We start from the raw sequence: 19,280 nt of genomic DNA on the forward strand, positions 1-19,280 counted from the left end.
TTCCTGGAACCGGCAATCTCTTGTGACAAAGATTTTGATTGGAATGGTCGGCCGAAGTTTCTATCTTGGAGACGTCATGCCCCCTCAACTACCCCAAGGTGATTCCCCCATGCTCAAAACCTTGTTTGCACTGGTACTGGCTTTTGCGATCAGCTTCGACGATCTGTGTGCAGCCGATATCTCAGGCGATTTGAAAACGTGGCACAAGGTCACGTTAACCGTCGATGGGCCTGAGGCCAAAGAGACCGATACCAATCCAAATCCGTTTATCGACTACCGGATGACGGTCACGTTTACGCACGAAAGTGGCGAGCCAACTTATCAGGTCCCCGGCTACTTCGCCGCGGATGGCAATGCCGCGAATAGTTCGGCGACCGCGGGAAACAAATGGCGCGCCCATGTTTCCCCGGATCGACCCGGTAAGTGGGATTACGAAGTTGCGTTCGTGCGAGGGAAGGGGGTTGCCTTGGAGCCTTTCGCAACCGGTTCCGCAATTCCGCCTACGAATGGATTGAAGGGCAGCTTCGAGGTCACAGCAAGCGACAAATCGGGAAGAGACTTTCGAGCAGAGGGACGCTTGAACTATGTCGGCCAACATTACCTCCGCTTTGCTGGAAGTGGAAAGTACTTTCTTAAGGCTGGCCCGGATGCACCAGAGACCTTGCTTGCGTATGTCGACTTCGACGGAACCGAGGCGAAGAAAAAGAACGTGCCGTTAAAGACCTGGCAGCCGCACGTTCGTGATTGGGGCGAAGGCGATCCGACGTGGAAAGAAGGGCAGGGAAAAGGCCTGATTGGTGCCGTGAATTACTTGGCTGCCAAAGGATGCAATTCGATGTCATTCCTTCCTTACAATGCAGGTGGCGATGGCGACAACGTCTGGCCTTTCGTCTCGCGGGATGACAAATTTCATTACGATTGCTCGAAACTTGACCAGTGGCAGATCGTTTTCGATCACGCACAAGCCAAAGGAATCTTCCTCCATTTCAAGCTGCAAGAGACCGAGAACGACGACAACATCCGAAATGGAAAAGCCGAAGTACCGACCTCCCTCGATGATGGCGACCTGGGACCGGAAAGAAAGCTGTACTGTCGTGAGCTAATTGCCCGGTTTGGATATGAGTTGGCCCTAAACTGGAACTTGGGAGAAGAGAATACTCAGACTCCCCAGCAGCAGCGTGATATGGCCCGGTACATTCATGACGTCGATCCGTACGATCATTTAATCGTCGTACATACGTTTCCAAATCAGCAGGATAAGGTTTATCCGAAGCTGCTCGGTGATCAATCGGTACTCACGGGAGCGTCGTTGCAAAACGATTGGGATGTTGCCCACGCTCGAACGCTGAAGTGGGTAACTGCATCGGCAGAGGCGGGCAAACCTTGGGTCGTGGCGAATGATGAACAAGGCCCGGCATCGCTAGGCGTGCCACCCGATGCCGAATACGAGGGGCACAGTGGTATCGCGAAGGAAGGAAAGAATTCATACGATCGCCACGACATCCGTAAACAAACGTTGTGGGGCACCCTTATGGCTGGGGGCGCCGGTGTCGAATATTACTTCGGCTACAAGCTTCCACAGAATGACTTAGTTTGCGAAGACTTCCGAAGTCGCGATCAAAGCTGGGATGATTGCCGAATTGCCATTTCGTTCTTCCAGAAGAATCAGATTCCCTTTTGGGAAATGACCAACGTTGACCGACTTCTAACTTCGGAGCATTCAAGTAAGACGTACGGTTTTGCAAAACCGGATGAGCTTTACCTTGTGTTTCTACCACAGGGAGGCGATGTTTCGCTCGATCTTCAAGACGCTAAAGGAAAGTATCAAGTCCAGTGGTTCAATCCACGCACTGGAGGTGACTTACAAGATGGTTCCGTCCTGGAAGTCATCGGCGGCCAAAATGTCGATCTTGGCAAAGCGCCCAGCGAAGCGGATCAAGATTGGCTTGTCATTGTAAGTAAAGCGAAGTAGTGGCTTGTCCATTAAGAAAGGGCGATCTAATGATCGCCCTTTTCGTTGATTTCTTATTGCCGATTGCGAATGCTTAGCGAATCACTTCCCCTTCAACATCGAGCAACTGCGAATTCGGCGCCGAGTTGCCGAAGACGTTGAACATATCAAACGTCCAAACTACCTTCTTCGTCTTCGGATCGATTTCAACGAGCAACGGATTTTCTGGACCGGCGTGGCAGTTGCCAATCATGTAGTTGCCGTTCGGAAGCACTTCGAGTGTCGTGACCCAAGCCAAGGTGATTCCGGGTAGGTCGTTTTGAGTAATCTTCCAAACGATTTCCTTGTCAGGCGTTACTTCGATCACACTGTGCCCATTGCCCGTTGCAATCAACGTGTTGCCATTCTTAAGACGCATTGCACTAAAGGCTTTATTGCCGAATGCTTCTGGTCCATGACCACCACGTGGCTCTTGACCAAACATCGGGACTTCATATTCCCAAACGATTTCACCGCTCTTGCCATCATATTCGCGAATGAACCCATCTGCTTCCTGAGCGACCAAGTAATTGCCACTATTAAGCTTACGAACTAAGCGGGTATCGGAGTGAGCGTCGGGATGATTTCGCTTCAGGGGAATTTCTTTTAGAAGTTTGCCATCACGATTGATTTCGATGATACGACCAGCACCTGACTCGACAATCATCACGTGGCCATTATCGAGTGGCTGAAACGCATGGACTTCGATTCGTTTCCCTTCGTTGCCGTTGCTTTTGGCGGAATCGTACGACCAGACCACCTTCTTGGTTTCCGGATCGATCTCAGCGACCTTGGCGGCACCTTGTTGGACCATGATGTGTCCGTTGTCCAATACGTGGATGTCGTGGATTCCGCCCCACGGCATTTCCCATTCGATCTTGCCGTCCTGATCGACGATCGCCAGCTTGTTATTCCCTTGCATGACCAAACGATAGGGGCCAGCCACTGCGATATTCGCAGTCAAAACAAAAAGGGCCAGGAACATGGATGCAAAACAAAACCAACGCGACATGAGAGAAACTCCGCAGGGTGCAAAGATATGGGGAAGGGACAGGGACTATCCGAGTATAAATTACCCAGGCAGACATCCCATCGTGGCAAGCGATTGGAAATGAAAAACCAACACGATTCTTGCGGATTTTCGCCGGTTTTTGCAGCCAAATTGAGAGTTCTTACGCATCAGCAACGCATTCCCCTGCCGTGTTGCTTGGGGAAGTCACCCGTCTAGATTCTAAAATTCACGGGGTCACAACCGCAACAAAGACGAGAGGGGGCGCCAAGCACAGTTAGATGCCAGACGCCCAAATGGTTCTTAAAATCGGGCGAGGGAAGAAGCCGGCGCGACGGTTTGTCGCGTCCATCAGCGCCGACTTGTTAGCAGCCATTGAATCGAAGCGCGGACCGAATTCTAATGTCGTAGCGACGCCATATAGCTTTCCGCGGAATCTTCATGATCTGGCACGCTCACGGGTGTTTTCAAACTGACGCGATCTTCACGAGGACGTACCAACTCGGCGACTGAATCGATGATCAAGTCTGGCTGGTAAGGATGTCCTGGAACATCTTCGCGCTTGGTGCCACCAGAGAGAACCAAAATCGTTTGATAACCCATCTGAACACCGCCGAGGATATCGGTTTCCATGGTGTCGCCAATCATGACCGTTTCCGACGTTTCCAGGCCAATCTCTTTACGCGCCATGCGCATCATCAATGGACTTGGCTTGCCGATGCTGAGGGCCTTGCGACCAGTGGCTTTCTCAAGGAAAGCAATTGTTGCTCCCGCTCCAGGACGCGTACCTCGCGACGTCGGGCAATTCGGATCATCGTTCGTGGCGATCAGCTTGGCACCATCTAAGATCATTTGGGTAGCCGTCTCGACCATATCCCAGTTCAACGTACGCCCTTCACCCACAACGACGAAGTCAGGATCGTGGTCCACCACCGAATATCCATTCTGGTGCAAGGCATTTAGAAGGCCGCCTTCACCCAAGACGTAGGCCGTGCCGTTCGGTTTCTGGTTGGCCAGGAATCGAGCCGTTGCCATCGCGCACGTGAAGACATGCCTCTCTTCGACCTCGATCCCCATGCGTGACAACTTGGTGACTACATCTCGACGGGTACGTTGACTGTTGTTGGTAAGAAACAGGAAGGGGGTCTCGTCGTTTCGAAGCTGTCGAATAAATTGATCCGCGCCAGGGATCAACTGACTGCCCCGATACATGACGCCATCCATGTCGATCAAAAATCCCTTACTCATCACTGAACCTCTCAAGGATAAAATTAGGTCCGCGCCGCCTGCCTCCTGAGAGGTGGCCGCCAACCGAAAAAGTTCTCAGTTGTTCCGCCAGATCCATTGGCAACGACTGTGCCAAGATTTCAGTAAGGGAAGAATCTTTTGTGGCCACTTTCGCAGAATGCGGAGAAAAAGCGGCGAAGCGTTAAATAGTGGTAGCTATTGTCACGTAGCAGAAAAAGAAGACTTTGCCAAAGATCGTTATTTCAGGGAGTGCTGTCAGTTTACGCGTGCTGTCTGCTGAATGTTTCGGCAGATGCCGAGCAGCTGGCATTCAATCGTCCCTAGTCTGGGGTGGTACGTAATGGCCATAGATTAAATAAATCAATAAGTCTTAAAGAAGTGCTTATCGTGTTCATCGCATCTTATTAACCGAAACTACGCAGTTTAAATGCTTGCTACGGTGTGTTTGAGTGTTGACGCCCGCTAGAGAGAAGAATTGGCTGTTTAGGCGATTTACGGCGCAACAATTTCCTGGCCATTCAAGAATGACAAAGTGTGGATTCAGGGAACGTTTCCTAAGGATAGCTGCAACTAGCCTAAATCTTGTTTTTCATCTTCCTACTCTCGTTAGATGTTTCGACTGCCGCTTCGACATGGATGAAGCAGGCAACGAATGGTGCATGGGCAGGAAAAAAGCCCGGCATTACAATGGGCCGGGCTTTCTGGTTTACAACATGTTGGTGACACGATCGGCCAGGCCCTTTTCGCCTAGTACGATGTTCAAATTACCAGTCATGGCGATCTTTTCGAGAACTTCCAGCTCGCGCAATCGCATCAAGGTCGGGTTGTCGGACAGCATTTTGGCCGTGTTGGCCTGACTTCGCATCGCGGCGACTTCCTCGCGCCGGACAATCAGGTTGGCTTCGGCCGCTTTCTTGGCTTCCATCACCTGATTCAGCAGGTTCTTCATTTCCCCAGGTAGAATCACATCTCGGATTCCAACGCTGACGATGCTTAGACCTAATTCACCAGCACGCCGCCGGACAATCGTTTCCAGCTCTCCCGCAACGGATTCCTTGGCACTTAGGAACGAATCAAGTTCCTGCGAACCGATCACGCTCCGCAGTGCCAACTGCACTTCGCGGTAGAGTGACTGCTGCAAGCTGTTACTTGCGGTCACCGCCAACTTGGCATCGACAATCTTGTAGGTCGCCACGGCGTTAATCCGCAGCGTGACCTTATCTGCCGTCATGATGTCCTGACCACCGATGTCGAGCATCGTCTCTCGCAGGTCATTTTCAACTAGCTTGATATCGGCTACTCCTCGCCAGAACGCGTAAGTACCTGGGGTCAGCGTTTCAACGTAGCGGCCATCAATGAACAATACGCCAGCGCACTCGCGATTGACGTCGTAGAACTCAAGTTGCTGCCGCGCGAACGTGTTCTGCCAGATCGGCTTCAATTGAGCATGTTCGAAGCGAATATCGCGCGCGTCAAAGGTCTCGACAACTACGTCGTGGAACTTCGTCCAGTAAGCGTACAAACCTGGACCGAATGCTCGATCGAAACGACCATCAACCCAGACCAGCGCGCGCTGGTGCTGCTTCAAGTCAAGAACTTGTGCTCGTTCCGCAAGCTCGCCCGACTTAACAATCACGTCCAGTTGTTCGTCAACAAGAAATGCGTCGCGCTGCGAATGAATCGACACTCGAACCTTATTCCATGGATCGAAGAACTTATGCGCTCCTGGTTCCAAGATTCCCGCGAAATCACCTTCACGAAACAGGAATCCGACTTCAAAGTTCTTGATCTTGATTTTCTTCTCGAACAACATGTTGCACCTCCTTTTGGCACAACGTTACTTGACCCGACGTGCGGTCCGCAAAAATAAACGTCCTCTCAGCGGACTCTTTCGAAGCAATTTGTTTGCAAGATAAAAAAGACACCCTTGGCAAACGGACGTTCGCGGTAGTCCCAGAAAAAAACGCGGAGTCATGGCGATTGCAATTACGTCGTTAGGCGGTCGGCGATCGTCGCCGAGACGATTACCGCAAAGCAAGCTCGACGGTAAAGCGAATCGAATTAGATCGCAGTTGGCCAAATTCGGATGGTTGCAATCAGCCATCCTGCAAGGCATTCTTCATCTGGTGCTGCGGGTGTGAGCCTGGTTCAACTTGGCACGCTGTCTGCCGAAACAAACAGCCCGCTTCCGTCGACGAGGTTCCCTCCCAGAGCTGATATAGCGTCGTCCGCTCGCCTCAGGCACTTGGTGGACCTTTCGGCCCGGTGGAGACGGATCTCTCGATCTGTCGTTTCGAGTGGGCAGGAGTCGAACCTGCAACTTTCAGTTCCCTAGACTGATGCTCTACCATTTGAGCTTCCACAAACCCAAGTTTGCCTTTTAGAGACCGTTCGTAGAACGCAAGGTACTAACCTGCCCAAAGGCATGAGTCCTGGCGCCACCGGAAAGCAAACTCAGACGTTCCTTACAAGGAGACGCGGGTGGGAATCGAACCCACGATAAACTGTTTTGCAGACAGCCGCCGCACCACTTGGCTTCCACGTCCTATGCAGAGGTAGACAGGAAGTCAAAAGAAGCGTTCGCTCAGAACCGTAAAAAAAAAATCGGCCGAACGTAACGACGTTCGGCCGAAGGGCATGACGCGGCGCTGCTCGCCGGGGATTAGTTTTGTGGTCGTGGACCGCCCGGGCCGCGACCGGGGAAACCCATGCCGGGGCCGCCGCGACCAGGACCGCCAAGTCCAGGACCTTGCTGACTCATTTGTTGCAAGCGGGCAAGTTGATCGTCGGTCAGGATGCTCTTTAAACGCTTGTCGACCAGCTTCTGTAGGGCGTCGAGCTGTTTCTTCTGAGGAGGCGTCAACTCGAGCTCCGCAGCCAAGAATTCGGGTAGAACTTGACCTGGCTGCATGGCCGGAGGACCACCAGGGCCGCCGCCAGGAGGAAAGCCTCCCATTCCAGGACCACCTAGTGGGCCACCGCCGCCCGGTCCGCCACCACCAGGGCCTCCTCGGAAACCGCCACGATGTCCGGACGATTCTTGCTCAAACAATGCAACCAGCTCGTCCTTCGTTGCTACGCCGTCCCCGTCCTTGTCCGCACGCTTTACGAGCGGCAGTAACCGTGAGTCTGTCATCTCTTCGGCGGAGATCGAGCCGTCCTGATTGGCGTCGAACACTTTCAGGCGAGCCAGGAAGCTTTCGACGGTCATCTGGTTAGAGCCGCGGCCAGGGCGGCCAGGTCCTTGCGAATAGGCAATGCTCGTGATCGCCAGAAGAGCAACCACGGAAGTGAAACAAAGGATCTTTCTCATGGCAAACTTCTTTCTCGATGGTGTTATGTCACTGGAAGAGTCTTAGCGGCGGGATTCAAATTGACGCTCATCGGGCGTTCGGCCAACGACAATGTCAAAATTCGCTGCCAACTCTCCTATCATCGATCCCTTAACTGGATTGAAGTCTGTTTGAACGAGTTCTCGATCAACCAAGTCTCCAGTCGAGCGGAAAACGCCGTCGGTATCATTTCCTTTGAATCCTCGAATAAAGATTTGCGAGGTAAGAAGTTCTCGGTCCCCTTGGGAAACCTTGAAGTGGATATGCCCAGCAGGACGTCCCGGATAGGGGACCGGCTTGATCGTGCGGAATCGGTATTCGCCGGAAGAATCGGTTTCAAACTTTCCATAACCTTGGAAGTTTTTGTCCTGCTGGTCCTTCTTGCCATTGCTATCGCGGGTATGGAGATAAACCGCATTGGCATCGCACTGCCAAATCTCAATAGTGGCATTCTTCAACGGCGCACCACTAGGTGACAAAATCTTCCCGGTAAGGTGCGTGATCTCGCCGATCGCGCGCGTTGTGCTATCGTTAATGATCAGCAGATCATTGTCTTGATCGAGCGGAAGCTTGTCGGGATAAAACGGACCTTCTGTCAAGCGTGGGGTCAGCGAAAGCATTTCCGCAAACACGCCTGGCGTAAACAAGGCCGTTGCACCCATAGCGGCGGCACCACGAAGAATTTGGCGTCGGGATGCAAACAGAGATGAACATGACATAGAGTCAACTCCAACGAATTGAATGAGACAAGGGACTAGAAAGGGATCGGTGGCCGCTACACCTACCCACTACGATGAAACCCTGCGAATCGTTCTAAGTTTCGCGGTTGCTGCGGCTTAATCGATCTAACGACTGATTTTCTCTAGGGATCGATCGCAATACCAGGCAAAGTGGGGCTTTTGCCCAAAGCCAATTTCCGCGACGATATTCATTATACGCTTACAGCACCCCTTCTTGAGAGGTGCGCGACTGATGTGAAATAACCTCCTGCGTTTGAACAATATGCCGCTGATTACGCTGAAGAACGTTCGCCATTCCTATCATGATCGACCTTTATTCACGGACGTGAATCTTGTGCTCGAGCCGGGCCAGCGTGTTTGCTTGATGGGAAGGAACGGAGCAGGTAAATCTACCCTTCTCAAGATTTTGGCAGGCGAAGTCATCCCAGACGACGGCGAAGTCGCTACGGCTGTTGGGTTGACGCGTGCTCAGATGGCACAAACCGTTCCGACTGACGATCGAGGTACGGTTTTCGACGTCGTCGCCGACGGCGTCGGGGATCTGGCGGCGATCCTACGTGAGTACCATACGCTTACCCATCAATTTGCAGAGAATGCAACGGACGAGATCGCCAAACGTTTGGATGAACTGCAACACGAAATCGATACGAACGACGGTTGGAATCTGCAGAATCAAATCGAACAAACGTTAACGCGAACCGGCCTCGATGGGGAATTGGTTTTTCAGAAGCTCTCGGCGGGGATGAAACGCCGTGTGCTGCTTGCTCGCGCGCTAGTCAACGAGCCTGATTTGCTGTTGATGGACGAACCGACGAACCATTTGGATATCGATTCGATTCTGTGGCTGGAAAAGTTACTGCTTAATACTTCTAGTTCGATTGTCTTTGTTACACACGACCGCGCTTTCGCAAGAAAGCTGGCCACCCGTGTGGTCGATGTCGATCGCGGGCGTGTTACCAGTTGGTCGTGTGGCTACGACGATTTCTTAAAACGAAAAGCCGAGTCTCTCGAAGCGGAAGAGAAACAGCAGGCTTTGTTCGACAAAAAATTAGCCCAGGAAGAAGCTTGGATTCGCCAAGGTATCAAGGCTCGGCGAACACGCAACGAAGGTCGGGTGCGCGCGCTGAAGAAGCTGCGAGAAGAGTTTCGTGATCGACGGAAGCACGTCGGCAGCGTGAAAATGGAAGCTCATGCGGCGGATCGGTCGGGGCAACTGGTCTTCAAGGCGGATGACCTCTCGCACCGATTCGGCGACTTACGAATCGTCGATGACTTTTCAACGGTCGTGATGCGTGGTGATAAGGTTGGCATTATTGGCCGGAACGGCATCGGTAAGTCGACTTTGCTGCGGATCTTATTAGGTCAACTCAAGCCTGACAAAGGTCAAGTCAAAGTAGGGACCAATGTTCAGATCGCCTACTTCGATCAACTTCAAGCTCGTCTCGATCCAGAGCAAACTCTGCGGGCCAATATTGGCGAAGGGAACGAGTTCATTCAAGTTAACGGCAAGTCGAAGCATGTGGTCGGCTACCTGCAGGAGTTTTTGTTCACACCCGAACAAGCGAACCGGGCGATCAAATACTTAAGCGGTGGCGAACGCAATCGCTTGTTGTTGGCTCAATTGTTTGCCAAGCCGTCGAATGTGTTGGTACTTGATGAACCAACGAACGACCTCGATGCCGACACGATGGAACTACTGGAAGACCTGGTAGTGAATTATCCTGGAACGATTCTTGTGGTCAGCCACGACCGCGAGTTTCTGAACAATGTGGTCACTAGCACGATTGCTTTTGAGGGAGATGGCATCGTTCGTGAATATGCAGGTGGATACGATGACTATTTGATTCAGAAGAACAAGGAAGAGACTCCGCAGTTTGAACCAGCCAAGGTCGAGCCCAAACCGGTTGCCGAAACGAAGCCTTCCGCACCCAAGAAGAGCAATGCGGAAGGTGGCCGCGGTCGGAAGCTGAGCTACAAAGAGCAACGCGAACTCGACAACTTGCCAGACCGTATCGCGGAACTGGAAGCGGAGCAGGAAAAGCTTCAGGCCAAGATCGCCGATCCAGGGTTCTATCAGCAATCGCAGGATGAAATCAAAAAGGTTTCCCAGCGAGTTGAAGAAATCGGCGACGAATTATTGATGGCGCTAGAACGCTGGGAAGAACTAGCGACAATCCAAGAAGGGAGCTAACGCTAAAATTGGGAAGTCGCGATAAACGTGCCCAGCATCAAGATCCAAACGACATCCAGAAAGTGCCAGTAGATCGCACATAGATCGACGCCCCAGTGGCTTTCGTGATCGTAGCGATGGTGATACGCGTGGTAGATGATCCAACCCAGAAAGATCATTCCGCCAACAACGTGCAGACCGTGGACGAAGACCAGAAAAAACGCGACGCCGAACTGAGGTTGTAGCTGATCTTGGCGATTTACCGTCTGAATGCTTTCTAGCAAAACGCTCAGTCCAACGGTTTGGCACAAGATGAATACGATCGACACAGCGACCGACGCCCAAAGCCAGTTCCGCAATTGAATCTGCCGCTCGCGACGGACGCTGACAACCGCTTGATGCAGGGTAAAGCTGACGCCCAGCATGAAAAGCGTGCCAACGGTTAATGGCCAAGGAATGCCGCTGAACGGGATGGCCAGGACTTTGGGGAAGAATCCAATCGCGATGAAGCCGACCAAGCCCGCCAGGAAGAACATGGTCAACGAGGCAATGAAGAGGGCGAAACCAATCCTGGCTTGGTATTCCTCGCGTCGCATCGACATCGTCGAGAAAGAGTTTCGGAGCATTGCGACTTGAGACCTCGACAGGTGGACCCATTATCCTGCTGGGCCACCTGTTCAACTCACGTTAACGGATGGTTACTCCACCGTCGCCGTAGCGTTGTAATACTGCTCGATCTGTGGCTGATACTGTTCCGAGTCGAGTAACGAGAACCCGATGAACAATGCCACGAAAATCAAGCTGAACACCAGCAGGAGCACGTTGAAAAACTTGTCGAAATAAAGGTGCATGAAGAATGCAGCAACCAACAAGGCCTTTACGGTAGCAATTGCCAAAGCAACCCAAATATCGATGCCGCCCAGTTCCCACTCTGCCACTGAGACCGTGAAAAAGGTCAGAGCGATCAGAGCTGCGAACGTTCCCAGCAACATCGGAATCGACATCACGTGCGATAGGCCGTGATCGTGATTGTCGGCAGAATTCGAATGGTCAGACATATCAGGATTCCGGGTTGGAATTAGGAACGAATGAGGTACAGAAGCGGGAACAGGTAAATCCAGATCAAGTCGACCAAGTGCCAGTAAAGACCGACGTAGTCGACAGGCCCAAAGTACTCACTACTGAAGTCACCCCGAATCGAGCGACGAATCAACCAAGCGATGGCAATCATCCCACCAACAATATGAATCCCGTGCAGACCAGTCATCATATAGTAGATGCCGAAGAAGATTTGAGCATTACGCGGTGCGTTCACAAACTCTTCAGGGCCACCGTGACCGTGAGCGTCGCCATGCTCAGCGGAGGCATGCTCGCCGGAGTCATGTGCAGTGGCGTGCTCTTCTTCACCATGGGCCGCTTCGCCTTCGCCGTGAGCGTGTTCTTCAGCGGCAGTATGTTCTTTCTTTTCCGCTTCTGCGACTTCCTCGGCAACCTCCGGGAATTGGATCGGGTGCTGCACCTGGTAGATGACGTTCGCTTCGCCCGTCAAAAGCCCCTTCTCGAACTTGTGAGTGTACTCGAAGTACTTAATCACAAGGAAAACGCCAGCCAGCAAAAACGTAGTGACAAGCAGGCCAATCAGGAGTTTCTTTTGGCTCAACTGAGCAGCGCGAACGGCCCAAGCCATCGACAAGCTACTAACGATCAGTACCACCGTATTGACGGCACCCAGTAACGTATTGAGTTCTTTATGAGCGTACAGAAAGACTTCCGGATGGTTGTACCGGTAGATAATGTACGCACAGAACAGCCCGCTAAAGAACAGGATTTCTGTGATCAAAAAGAGCCAAATGCCCAGCTTGCCCGAGTCGAACTGCTGTTGCATCGTCTCGAAGTGGTGAGCCTGGAACGGTGAGTGACCGTGATGGTCATCCTCCGCATGATGGGCGTTATCGTGGGTTTCGACGGCGGCGCTCATAGGGCAAATTCGTTTCTAAACGTCGTCACGCTAGGGAATGAATGAGTACTGACTGTTAGTGATGCGAATCAGTTTTTGGCTTATTCGCTGCTTCGGGATCCTTCACAAAGCCGCCCACCTGAGGATCGTACTTCAGGTCGCTGAAATCGTAAGGCGAACCGACAGCCGGAGCATGTTCAAAGTTGTAGTAGGGCGGAGGACTCGTGCAAGTCCATTCCAGTGTTGCCGCACCCCAAGGATTGGCAGGTGCCTTGCGGCCTTTGAACAGGGAGACAATCAACACGGTAACGGCACCCACCATTCCGAGACCGAGCACAATCGCTCCGATGGTCGAGAGTTGGTGGAAGATTTGGTATTCCGGGACGTAGGTTGCGTATCGGCGAGGCATGCCACGAGAACCCATGATGAACTGCGGCAAGAAGGTGAGGTTGAATCCGATGAACACCACCAAGCAGAACAAGCGACCGAACATTTCGTTGTACATCACACCAAACATCTTCGGCCACCAGTGATAGAGGCCACCGACGAATGCGATAACGGTACCCCCCATCATCACGTAATGGAAGTGAGCGACAACGAAGTAAGTGTCGTGCAGGTGAATGTCGGTTGCCAACGCACCGAGGAACAACCCAGTCAGACCACCAATCGAGAAGAGGAAGATAAACGACAAGGCGTAGCACATCGGCGTAGCCAAGTTGATATTCCCCTTGTACATCGTGGCCAGCCAGTTGAACACTTTGATGGCCGATGGAATTGACACGCTGAAGGTCAAACCACTGAAGATCACGGCCGTCATTGGGCTTTGACCACTTACGAACATATGGTGGCCCCAAACCAGGAAACCAAGCAGAGCAATCGCAATCGAGCTGTAAGCGATGAACGTATAACCGAAGATCGGCTTACGGCTGTAGACCGACATCAATTCACTGATGATCCCCATCGCGGGCAAAATCATGATGTACACAGCTGGGTGCGAGTAGAACCAGAAAAAGTGCTGGAACAAAATCGGGTCGCCACCCAACGCTGGATTGAAAATACCGATCTGCAGGATTCGTTCGGCCATCAATAGCAGAAGTGTGATACCCAAAACTGGCGTCGCCAGAATCTGAATGATCGCAGTCGCGTAAGTCGCCCACATGAACAGCGGCATCTTGAACCAGGTCATACCTGGCGGACGCATCGTGTTCACGGTGACGATGAAATTCAAGCCGGTGAAGATCGAGCTGAACCCGAGGATAAACGCACCAATAGTGGCCGCGATCACGTTGGTGCTCGTCTGGATGCTGTAAGGCGTGTAGAACGTCCAACCAGTGTCCAATCGCGTGGTAACCAAGGCGATTAGAAAGAAGATACCGCCCAGCACCCAGAGGTGGAAACTGGCCAGGTTCATTCGCGGGAACGCGACGTCCTTGGCGCCCACCATCAATGGCAACACGAAGTTGCCGAGTGCCGCAGGCACGCTAGGGATGATGAACAAAAACGTCATGATCGCGCCATGCAGCGTGAACAGTTGGTTATAGGTATCGTTATTGACCAGCCATTCTGGGAACAGGCCGTTCGGCATGAACAAGTGCAATCGCAGCAGCAACGCCATGATGCCGCCCAGAAAGAACGAGCTGAAAATGCCGACCAAATACATCACGCCGATCCGCTTGTGATCTAACGTGAAGGCCCACGAGAGAAACCCACGCGAACTAGTCAGGTAGTTCGAGCTTGGGTCGTCGTTGTGACCGATGTCGATTTGTGTGTCTGGCGTTATCGTAGCCATGGCTTAAATGCCCTATCTGGATTTCTTACTTGAGCGATTTGAGGTAAGCGATAATCGCGTTGATTTCATTGTCTTTGAGCAGCTGCGGCGTGAACACGGGCATCACCGGTTTGCGTCCCACAACTACCTTCGCATTTGGTTCGCGAACCGATTCGCGGATGTAGTTTTCGTCCATAACGACGGCTTCTGGCGAACTCGCACCACGTGGGATGACGTTGCGTTCGGTGCCCCATTGGCCATTAAGGGCCGGACCAGCGTATTTGGCCGAGTTGTCCCCCTCGACCGAATGGCACTGCGTGCAACCTTTCTTCTTGAACGCTTTTTCGCCGCCTTCTTCGGGTGGGATTCCTTCCAGGTAGTTCGCGGCACCTTCTAGCCACAGGTCAAAGTCACTTTGCTCGTGCACGTACACCTTCGCCAACATGCGAGAGTGATCTTTTCCGCAGTATTCTGCACAGAACAGGTCGTATGGTTCGTGAGCGTCTTTCTCGATGCCCTCCCCGGTCGTCTCGTTGGCGATGACCCAAGTCGATGTGTATCGCTGAGGAACACAGTCCATCTTGATACGGAAAGCAGGGACGTAAAAGCTATGCAGCACGTCGGACGATTGCAGAACAAAACGAACCGGCTGACCAACAGGAATGTGCAATTCGTCGGAGTCGGCCCCGTTGGGGTAGATGAACTGCCAGCTCCATTGCTTGGCGATCACCTGAATCTCGTAAGCGTTTTCCGGCGCTTCCCGCATATCAAGGTATTTGGTGAAGCCGTAGAAGAAGATGAAACCGACCAGGATGGACGGAATCACGCTCCAGGTAATTTCCAAGACTTCGTTGTGCGACGCGGAAGGCGTTTCAACATGACCTTTGCGGCGGTGATAACGCAGTACGAAGTAGACCATCACAGCTACAATCGCGACGAAGAAGAACGCCGAGAGGTAGTAGATGAAATCAAAAAGTCGGTCGACATCGCCCGCGAAGGTGGATCGTTCCGGCGGAAAAAACATGGACGAACTGGCGTCCGCCAAGATGGAAAGCATGGTTGAGCCTATAAGGTGGACCATCGCGTGCTAACTTGTTTACTTGCTTAGGTCGCTTGGGAAGACGAATGGCCTTCCGTTCGCTTGGAATATTCGTGATTGTTATTGGCTAAACTCTTCTGGCGATAGATCCAGAAGGGAGCAAGGCCAACGATCAAGCAAAGTACCGTGGTGAGGGCACCCAATTGCATGATCCTAACTGCTTCCGGGCCGTAGCGACCGGTTGTTTCATCGTACATGAAGCAAGTGAGGATAACGCGATCGATGGTGGTGCCGATCTTTCCCTCACTGGCTTCCACCAGCGACAAACGCAGGGTGGGTTCGTCAAACTGAACGCCGTAAATGTAACGTGAAATTCGCCCTTCCGGCGTGCATAACATCAGCACAGCGATGTGGGCATATTCTTTTCGTTCGGGCACATAGCGAAATTTGACGCCTGTGGCTTTGGACATCGCCAAGATCGACTTGGGAGCTCCTACCAGAAAGTGCCAACCGCTACCGGTGCCTCCTCGACCATACTCTTCGTAATAACGCTTACGGGTTTCTCTTGCACGTTGAGGAGTTTCGTTTGGATCGATACTGATCGACACAATTTGAAATGCTTCGCCAACGCTGGGATCCATTTCTCGCAGCGTGGCCACCAGGCCGTTCAGCTGTTGCTGACAAAGCATGGGGCAGTTGGAATAGTTCAGCGATAAGATGACAGGCTTCTCACCATCGAAAAAGTCACCGAGCCGAATTTGATTACCAGTATGGTCGGTGAATTTCGTATCGAGGGGGAGTTGGTCGTTGAGATGTTCTTCGACGTCCAACCCATCGACGGCTGCTGGCGTTTCGTTAATTTGGGCGGATGCGCTCATGCTCAGTAACGAGCACACGCACATGGCCAAAATTGATCGAACTAGCAAACCGCCTCGCATTCTATTAACACGCTGTTGAGGAAATAGTTAGTTGGATTCGTATTGCTGGGCGACAACCTTCATGGCCTGATCGATAGGCATGCCGATTGTCTTGGTTTCTTTATTGACCCAGGTGTAGCCATTGTTCAACTTGGCCTTCTGAGCACTTAGGATGCTCTCGACAGCTCCCAGACGAACATCACGTTTTGCGGCTTCGTGCGTGGTCGAATACTGCAAGTAGGCGGCCTGAAGTCCAATGATACAAATAAAGGTAACGATCGCACTCAGAAAACCTACCAGGGCGATCATCGGTGTGTTGAGATCGTCATAGTTCGGCGCGGTAGGAGCGTCGTGAGCATGATCGACTGCCGGAGCAGGCGTTGCTTCCGAAGCTTCCGTTTCAGGTGCGTTTTCAGGTGTATCTGACATCCAATCGCCCTAATTAATGATTTTGAAGGGCCAACGATTCGTCCAATCGGGGATCTTTGATCGGAACGAGCGGCTTATCCGTGGCAAACCAAATTAGCGAGCTAATGTAGACACCGCCAATTCCCAGCAAACAGCAGACATCCGTCAAACCGAAGGTCGGTGGTCCGTCTGCGGCACCAACTTGTGGCATGATGATGTAATACAGGTCAACGTAGTGCATCACGAGGATGAAAACGGCCCAGCCCGAAAGGATGTACTTGTTGCGACGGACATGTCGCGACATGACACCAAAGAATGGTATGAAGAACTGGCCGAAAAGCAAAAAGATGGCGACGTATGCCCAACCATGTTCCTGCCGACGCAGATACCATTCAGTTTCTTCAGGGATGTTGGCGTACCAGATCAGCAAGTACTGACTGAAAGCGATATAGCCCCAGAACAGCGTGAAGCCGAACGTGTACTTACCAAGGTCGTGGTAATGTTCCTTCGTGACGATGCCAACAAGCTTTCCGTCGCTTTGCAGGAGGAACAGGATCAACGTGATCGCTGCAAAAAAGCTAACCGCACAACCAGCGAAGAAGTAAACACCGAAGATGGTGCTGAACCAATGCGGATCGAGCGACATCAACCAGTCGAACGAGGCGAACGTGACCGTGAGGGCGAACACGATGACCGCAATTGAGCTGTTCTTTTGCAGGTTCAAGGTGATCTGCTTGTCACCCGTACCATCTTGTTTTAGCGAGTTGGTGTAGAAGTAACGAGCGATCCCAATCCATGCCGCGAAGTAAAGTACGGCACGAATGGCGAAGAATCCCCAGTTCAAGTAGGGAGATTTGTGGGCGATCAGTTGATCGTAATGTTCGCCACCGGGGACGGTGAGTTCGGGATTGTTCCAGTCGAACAACGAGTGGCTGCCAAACAAAACCGGAAGGAGGATGACGAGAAATAAGATCGACATCGGAATCAGGTTTTGCATCATCAACTCAGCCACACGACGAACGACAACGTTCCAACCTGCGCGGGCGAGGAAGTGGATCGGCACGAAAAACAACGCACCCAGCGAAATGCTCAGGAAGTAAACGAAGCTCGTGAGGAACGAATGGAAGAAGTAAGACTTATCTTCCTGCATCAGGCCAAGAGCCATGGCCAGAAGCAAGAACACGACTCCAGCGCCGAGCGCGACGACCCGCACCGACTGCCAAGCCGGATTGAGGCGGATCGATTCATCATCCGTCACGGTGATCGTAGGTTTATGGTGACCGCCCATTGCGTTACTGACCCTTAATTTCCAATTCTTTCAACTCGACGGCAGGAATTTCACTCTCCGTGCCCGTTCGCGTCTTCTGCAGAGCTCGAATGTAGGTGACGATTGCCCAACGATCTTCCGGCGGAATCTGATCGCCATAACCCTTCATCTTGCGGATGCCGTGAGTAATGGTGTTGAAGATCTTGCCATCTGGTTGCGTCAGAAGGTAATCGGTATGCAAGTTCGTTGGAGGAACCCAGGTGGGTTGTTCGCGTTCGATTGCTCGCTGCGAAACCAAGCCATCTCCGTCTCCAGCCAAGCCGTGACAGACCGAGCAGTAAATGTTGTACCGCTTCTGACCACGTTCGACGGTCGATTGTGTGACTTTAATCGGGGCAATCTTTACCCAGTTGGGTTCGTTTTCTTCAGCTGGGGCAGCGGCAGGGGCCTGGCCGTCCGCAGGGGCTTCGGCCATCGGTTGTTCCGCTGCTTCCTCCGCAGGCTTCTCTTCTGCGGGTTCTTCCGCAGCAGGTTCCGCTGGTTTGTCTTCTTCCTGAAGGAAGACGACGTTCTGTTCGTCTGAATCAGCCGCGATACCAGTCACGAATTCCGTATCCAACGAATCGCTGCGCGACACGGTGCCAGGAATTCGAGGCCGCATGGCACGGCCATCTGCGAAGATGTCCGAAGGCATCGTGGTTTGGGTATCCGCACGAAGCTGAACGTCCATGTCGCGAATCGGATTGATCCGTGGCACCGTTGAGGTGGAGTTGTAAGCTTTCCACAGGAGCAGTGGCGGAATCAAGGCGATGACGATCGCACACAGGCCCACGATCTTGATGACCGGAGGAAGGTTGGCTTCGCTTGGGTCTTCGTAGACTTCGAGTACGGCTGTTTGACCGCGGAAGCCATCAAACAATTCACGAGTCTTGTTGGGCTTGTACGATGGATCGTTGATGTCGACGGTCAAGAAGAACTTGTCGTCGGTAGCTCGGGCGAATTCCGGCACGCGGAATAGCGGATTCGAGAACGTTGGCAAGCGGTTGAGTGCCAACATGCCGATGAATACGGCGATGGCGGCATGCAGAATCACCAACTCGAAGATCACCGGAATGTTCGCAGGCAAGCTGAAAGTAGGCTTGGCCGAGATCATGAATGGATAATCGAAGGCGTTGGTATAGTACTGCAGAGCAAGACCAGCGGTTCCACCGATGATACCCAAGGACAACACAATCCAAGGCAGGATGGTTGGCTTGATGCCCAGTGCTTCGTCGATCCCATGAAGCGGGAACGGGGTGAAGGCGTCGGTTTTCGTGTAGCCCGCCTTACGCACTTTTTCGCACGCCACCAACAATGAGTCGGGGTCGTCGAACTGTGCCATCAGCCCGATCAGCTTTTGGTCCGAGTTGTTCGATTCTTGTGCCATTTATCTTTG

The 19,280-nt window shown here is 52.4% G+C and carries 16 protein-coding genes and 1 tRNA gene; 2 read left to right on the forward strand and 15 right to left on the reverse strand.

The genetic code is table 11. The annotated features are described in order from the left end of the window. Positions 1-76 precede the first annotated feature (76 nt). Positions 77-1,972 (forward strand): DUF5060 domain-containing protein, encoded by a 1,896-nt coding sequence (locus tag C5Y83_RS25460; protein WP_233207360.1) that lies wholly within the window; start codon positions 77-79, stop codon positions 1,970-1,972. A gap of 73 nt (positions 1,973-2,045) precedes the next feature. On the opposite strand, the gene C5Y83_RS25465 is transcribed toward C5Y83_RS25460, so the two are convergent. From C5Y83_RS25465 to C5Y83_RS25495, 6 genes are all read right to left on the reverse strand, one after another. Further along, on the reverse strand, positions 2,046-3,002 hold the full coding sequence (locus C5Y83_RS25465) for a PQQ-binding-like beta-propeller repeat protein (protein ID WP_105332617.1): 957 nt from the start codon (positions 3,000-3,002) through the stop codon (positions 2,046-2,048). A gap of 396 nt (positions 3,003-3,398) precedes the next feature. Beyond that, positions 3,399-4,247 carry a TIGR01457 family HAD-type hydrolase gene (locus tag C5Y83_RS25470; protein WP_105332618.1) on the reverse strand — a complete coding sequence of 283 codons (849 nt, stop codon included), beginning with the start codon at positions 4,245-4,247 and terminating at the stop codon, positions 3,399-3,401. Between the two features lie 706 nt (positions 4,248-4,953). Beyond that, on the reverse strand, positions 4,954-6,060 hold the full coding sequence (locus tag C5Y83_RS25475) for a slipin family protein (protein WP_105332619.1): 1,107 nt from the start codon (positions 6,058-6,060) through the stop codon (positions 4,954-4,956). Positions 6,061-6,720: 660 nt separating this feature from the next. Beyond that, positions 6,721-6,792: transfer RNA gene (locus C5Y83_RS25485), tRNA-Cys, on the reverse strand. A 117-nt stretch (positions 6,793-6,909) separates the two neighbouring features. Next, positions 6,910-7,560 (reverse strand): EF-hand domain-containing protein, encoded by a 651-nt coding sequence (locus C5Y83_RS25490; RefSeq protein WP_199195136.1) that lies wholly within the window; start codon positions 7,558-7,560, stop codon positions 6,910-6,912. Between the two features lie 42 nt (positions 7,561-7,602). Further along, the gene (locus tag C5Y83_RS25495; RefSeq protein WP_105332620.1) at positions 7,603-8,298 is read right to left on the reverse strand and encodes a protocatechuate 3,4-dioxygenase; all 696 of its coding nucleotides are present in this window, start codon (positions 8,296-8,298) and stop codon (positions 7,603-7,605) included. Positions 8,299-8,581: 283 nt separating this feature from the next. Here C5Y83_RS25495 and C5Y83_RS25500 point away from each other — a divergent pair, with 283 nt between their 5' ends. Beyond that, positions 8,582-10,510, forward strand: coding sequence for an ATP-binding cassette domain-containing protein (locus tag C5Y83_RS25500; protein ID WP_105332621.1), 1,929 nt, complete (start codon positions 8,582-8,584; stop codon positions 10,508-10,510). Between the two features lie 2 nt (positions 10,511-10,512). Here the strand turns inward: C5Y83_RS25500 and C5Y83_RS25505 are convergent, their stop codons facing one another. From C5Y83_RS25505 to C5Y83_RS25545, 9 genes are all read right to left on the reverse strand, one after another. Beyond that, positions 10,513-11,115, reverse strand: a complete 603-nt coding sequence (locus tag C5Y83_RS25505; protein WP_105332622.1) for a heme-copper oxidase subunit III — start codon at positions 11,113-11,115, stop codon at positions 10,513-10,515. Positions 11,116-11,187: 72 nt separating this feature from the next. Then, positions 11,188-11,547: a cytochrome C oxidase subunit IV family protein gene (locus C5Y83_RS25510; RefSeq protein ID WP_105332623.1), complete on the reverse strand. Its 360-nt coding sequence runs from the start codon at positions 11,545-11,547 to the stop codon at positions 11,188-11,190. A 20-nt stretch (positions 11,548-11,567) separates the two neighbouring features. Further along, the gene (locus C5Y83_RS25515) at positions 11,568-12,467 is read right to left on the reverse strand and encodes a cytochrome c oxidase subunit 3 family protein (protein WP_105332624.1); all 900 of its coding nucleotides are present in this window, start codon (positions 12,465-12,467) and stop codon (positions 11,568-11,570) included. A gap of 55 nt (positions 12,468-12,522) precedes the next feature. Further along, positions 12,523-14,235: a cbb3-type cytochrome c oxidase subunit I gene (locus C5Y83_RS25520; protein ID WP_105332625.1), complete on the reverse strand. Its 1,713-nt coding sequence runs from the start codon at positions 14,233-14,235 to the stop codon at positions 12,523-12,525. A gap of 25 nt (positions 14,236-14,260) precedes the next feature. After that, positions 14,261-15,271: a cytochrome c oxidase subunit II gene (gene coxB / locus C5Y83_RS25525; RefSeq protein ID WP_233207361.1), complete on the reverse strand. Its 1,011-nt coding sequence runs from the start codon at positions 15,269-15,271 to the stop codon at positions 14,261-14,263. Positions 15,272-15,318: 47 nt separating this feature from the next. Then, entirely contained in the window at positions 15,319-16,131 is an 813-nt protein-coding gene (locus C5Y83_RS25530; protein WP_158262516.1) for an SCO family protein, read from the reverse strand. Positions 16,132-16,218: 87 nt separating this feature from the next. Further along, the gene (locus C5Y83_RS25535) at positions 16,219-16,599 is read right to left on the reverse strand and encodes a hypothetical protein (RefSeq protein WP_105332627.1); all 381 of its coding nucleotides are present in this window, start codon (positions 16,597-16,599) and stop codon (positions 16,219-16,221) included. Positions 16,600-16,612: 13 nt separating this feature from the next. Then, positions 16,613-17,866, reverse strand: a complete 1,254-nt coding sequence (locus C5Y83_RS25540; protein ID WP_105332628.1) for a quinol:cytochrome C oxidoreductase — start codon at positions 17,864-17,866, stop codon at positions 16,613-16,615. Positions 17,867-17,870: 4 nt separating this feature from the next. Beyond that, positions 17,871-19,271 (reverse strand): quinol:electron acceptor oxidoreductase subunit ActD, encoded by a 1,401-nt coding sequence (locus C5Y83_RS25545; protein WP_105332629.1) that lies wholly within the window; start codon positions 19,269-19,271, stop codon positions 17,871-17,873. Positions 19,272-19,280 lie beyond the last annotated feature (9 nt).

It is taken from the genome of Blastopirellula marina (assembly GCF_002967765.1).
GTDB classification, from domain to species: Bacteria; Planctomycetota; Planctomycetia; order Pirellulales; family Pirellulaceae; genus Bremerella; species Bremerella marina_A.

Excerpts from the sequence above, each read along its gene's own strand:
- C5Y83_RS25460 (WP_233207360.1), top strand. The coding sequence starts at position 77 with ATGCCCCCTCAACTACCCCAAGGTGATTCCCCCATGCTCAAAACCTTG.
- C5Y83_RS25465 (WP_105332617.1), bottom strand. The coding sequence starts at position 3,002 with ATGTCGCGTTGGTTTTGTTTTGCATCCATGTTCCTGGCCCTTTTTGTT.
- C5Y83_RS25470 (WP_105332618.1), bottom strand. The coding sequence starts at position 4,247 with ATGAGTAAGGGATTTTTGATCGACATGGATGGCGTCATGTATCGGGGC.
- C5Y83_RS25475 (WP_105332619.1), bottom strand. The coding sequence starts at position 6,060 with ATGTTGTTCGAGAAGAAAATCAAGATCAAGAACTTTGAAGTCGGATTC.
- C5Y83_RS25490 (WP_199195136.1), bottom strand. The coding sequence starts at position 7,560 with ATGAGAAAGATCCTTTGTTTCACTTCCGTGGTTGCTCTTCTGGCGATC.
- C5Y83_RS25495 (WP_105332620.1), bottom strand. The coding sequence starts at position 8,298 with ATGTCATGTTCATCTCTGTTTGCATCCCGACGCCAAATTCTTCGTGGT.
- C5Y83_RS25500 (WP_105332621.1), top strand. The coding sequence starts at position 8,582 with ATGCCGCTGATTACGCTGAAGAACGTTCGCCATTCCTATCATGATCGA.
- C5Y83_RS25505 (WP_105332622.1), bottom strand. The coding sequence starts at position 11,115 with ATGCTCCGAAACTCTTTCTCGACGATGTCGATGCGACGCGAGGAATAC.
- C5Y83_RS25510 (WP_105332623.1), bottom strand. The coding sequence starts at position 11,547 with ATGTCTGACCATTCGAATTCTGCCGACAATCACGATCACGGCCTATCG.
- C5Y83_RS25515 (WP_105332624.1), bottom strand. The coding sequence starts at position 12,467 with ATGAGCGCCGCCGTCGAAACCCACGATAACGCCCATCATGCGGAGGAT.
- C5Y83_RS25520 (WP_105332625.1), bottom strand. The coding sequence starts at position 14,235 with ATGGCTACGATAACGCCAGACACACAAATCGACATCGGTCACAACGAC.
- coxB (WP_233207361.1), bottom strand. The coding sequence starts at position 15,271 with ATGCTTTCCATCTTGGCGGACGCCAGTTCGTCCATGTTTTTTCCGCCG.
- C5Y83_RS25530 (WP_158262516.1), bottom strand. The coding sequence starts at position 16,131 with ATGAGCGCATCCGCCCAAATTAACGAAACGCCAGCAGCCGTCGATGGG.
- C5Y83_RS25535 (WP_105332627.1), bottom strand. The coding sequence starts at position 16,599 with ATGTCAGATACACCTGAAAACGCACCTGAAACGGAAGCTTCGGAAGCA.
- C5Y83_RS25540 (WP_105332628.1), bottom strand. The coding sequence starts at position 17,866 with ATGGGCGGTCACCATAAACCTACGATCACCGTGACGGATGATGAATCG.
- C5Y83_RS25545 (WP_105332629.1), bottom strand. The coding sequence starts at position 19,271 with ATGGCACAAGAATCGAACAACTCGGACCAAAAGCTGATCGGGCTGATG.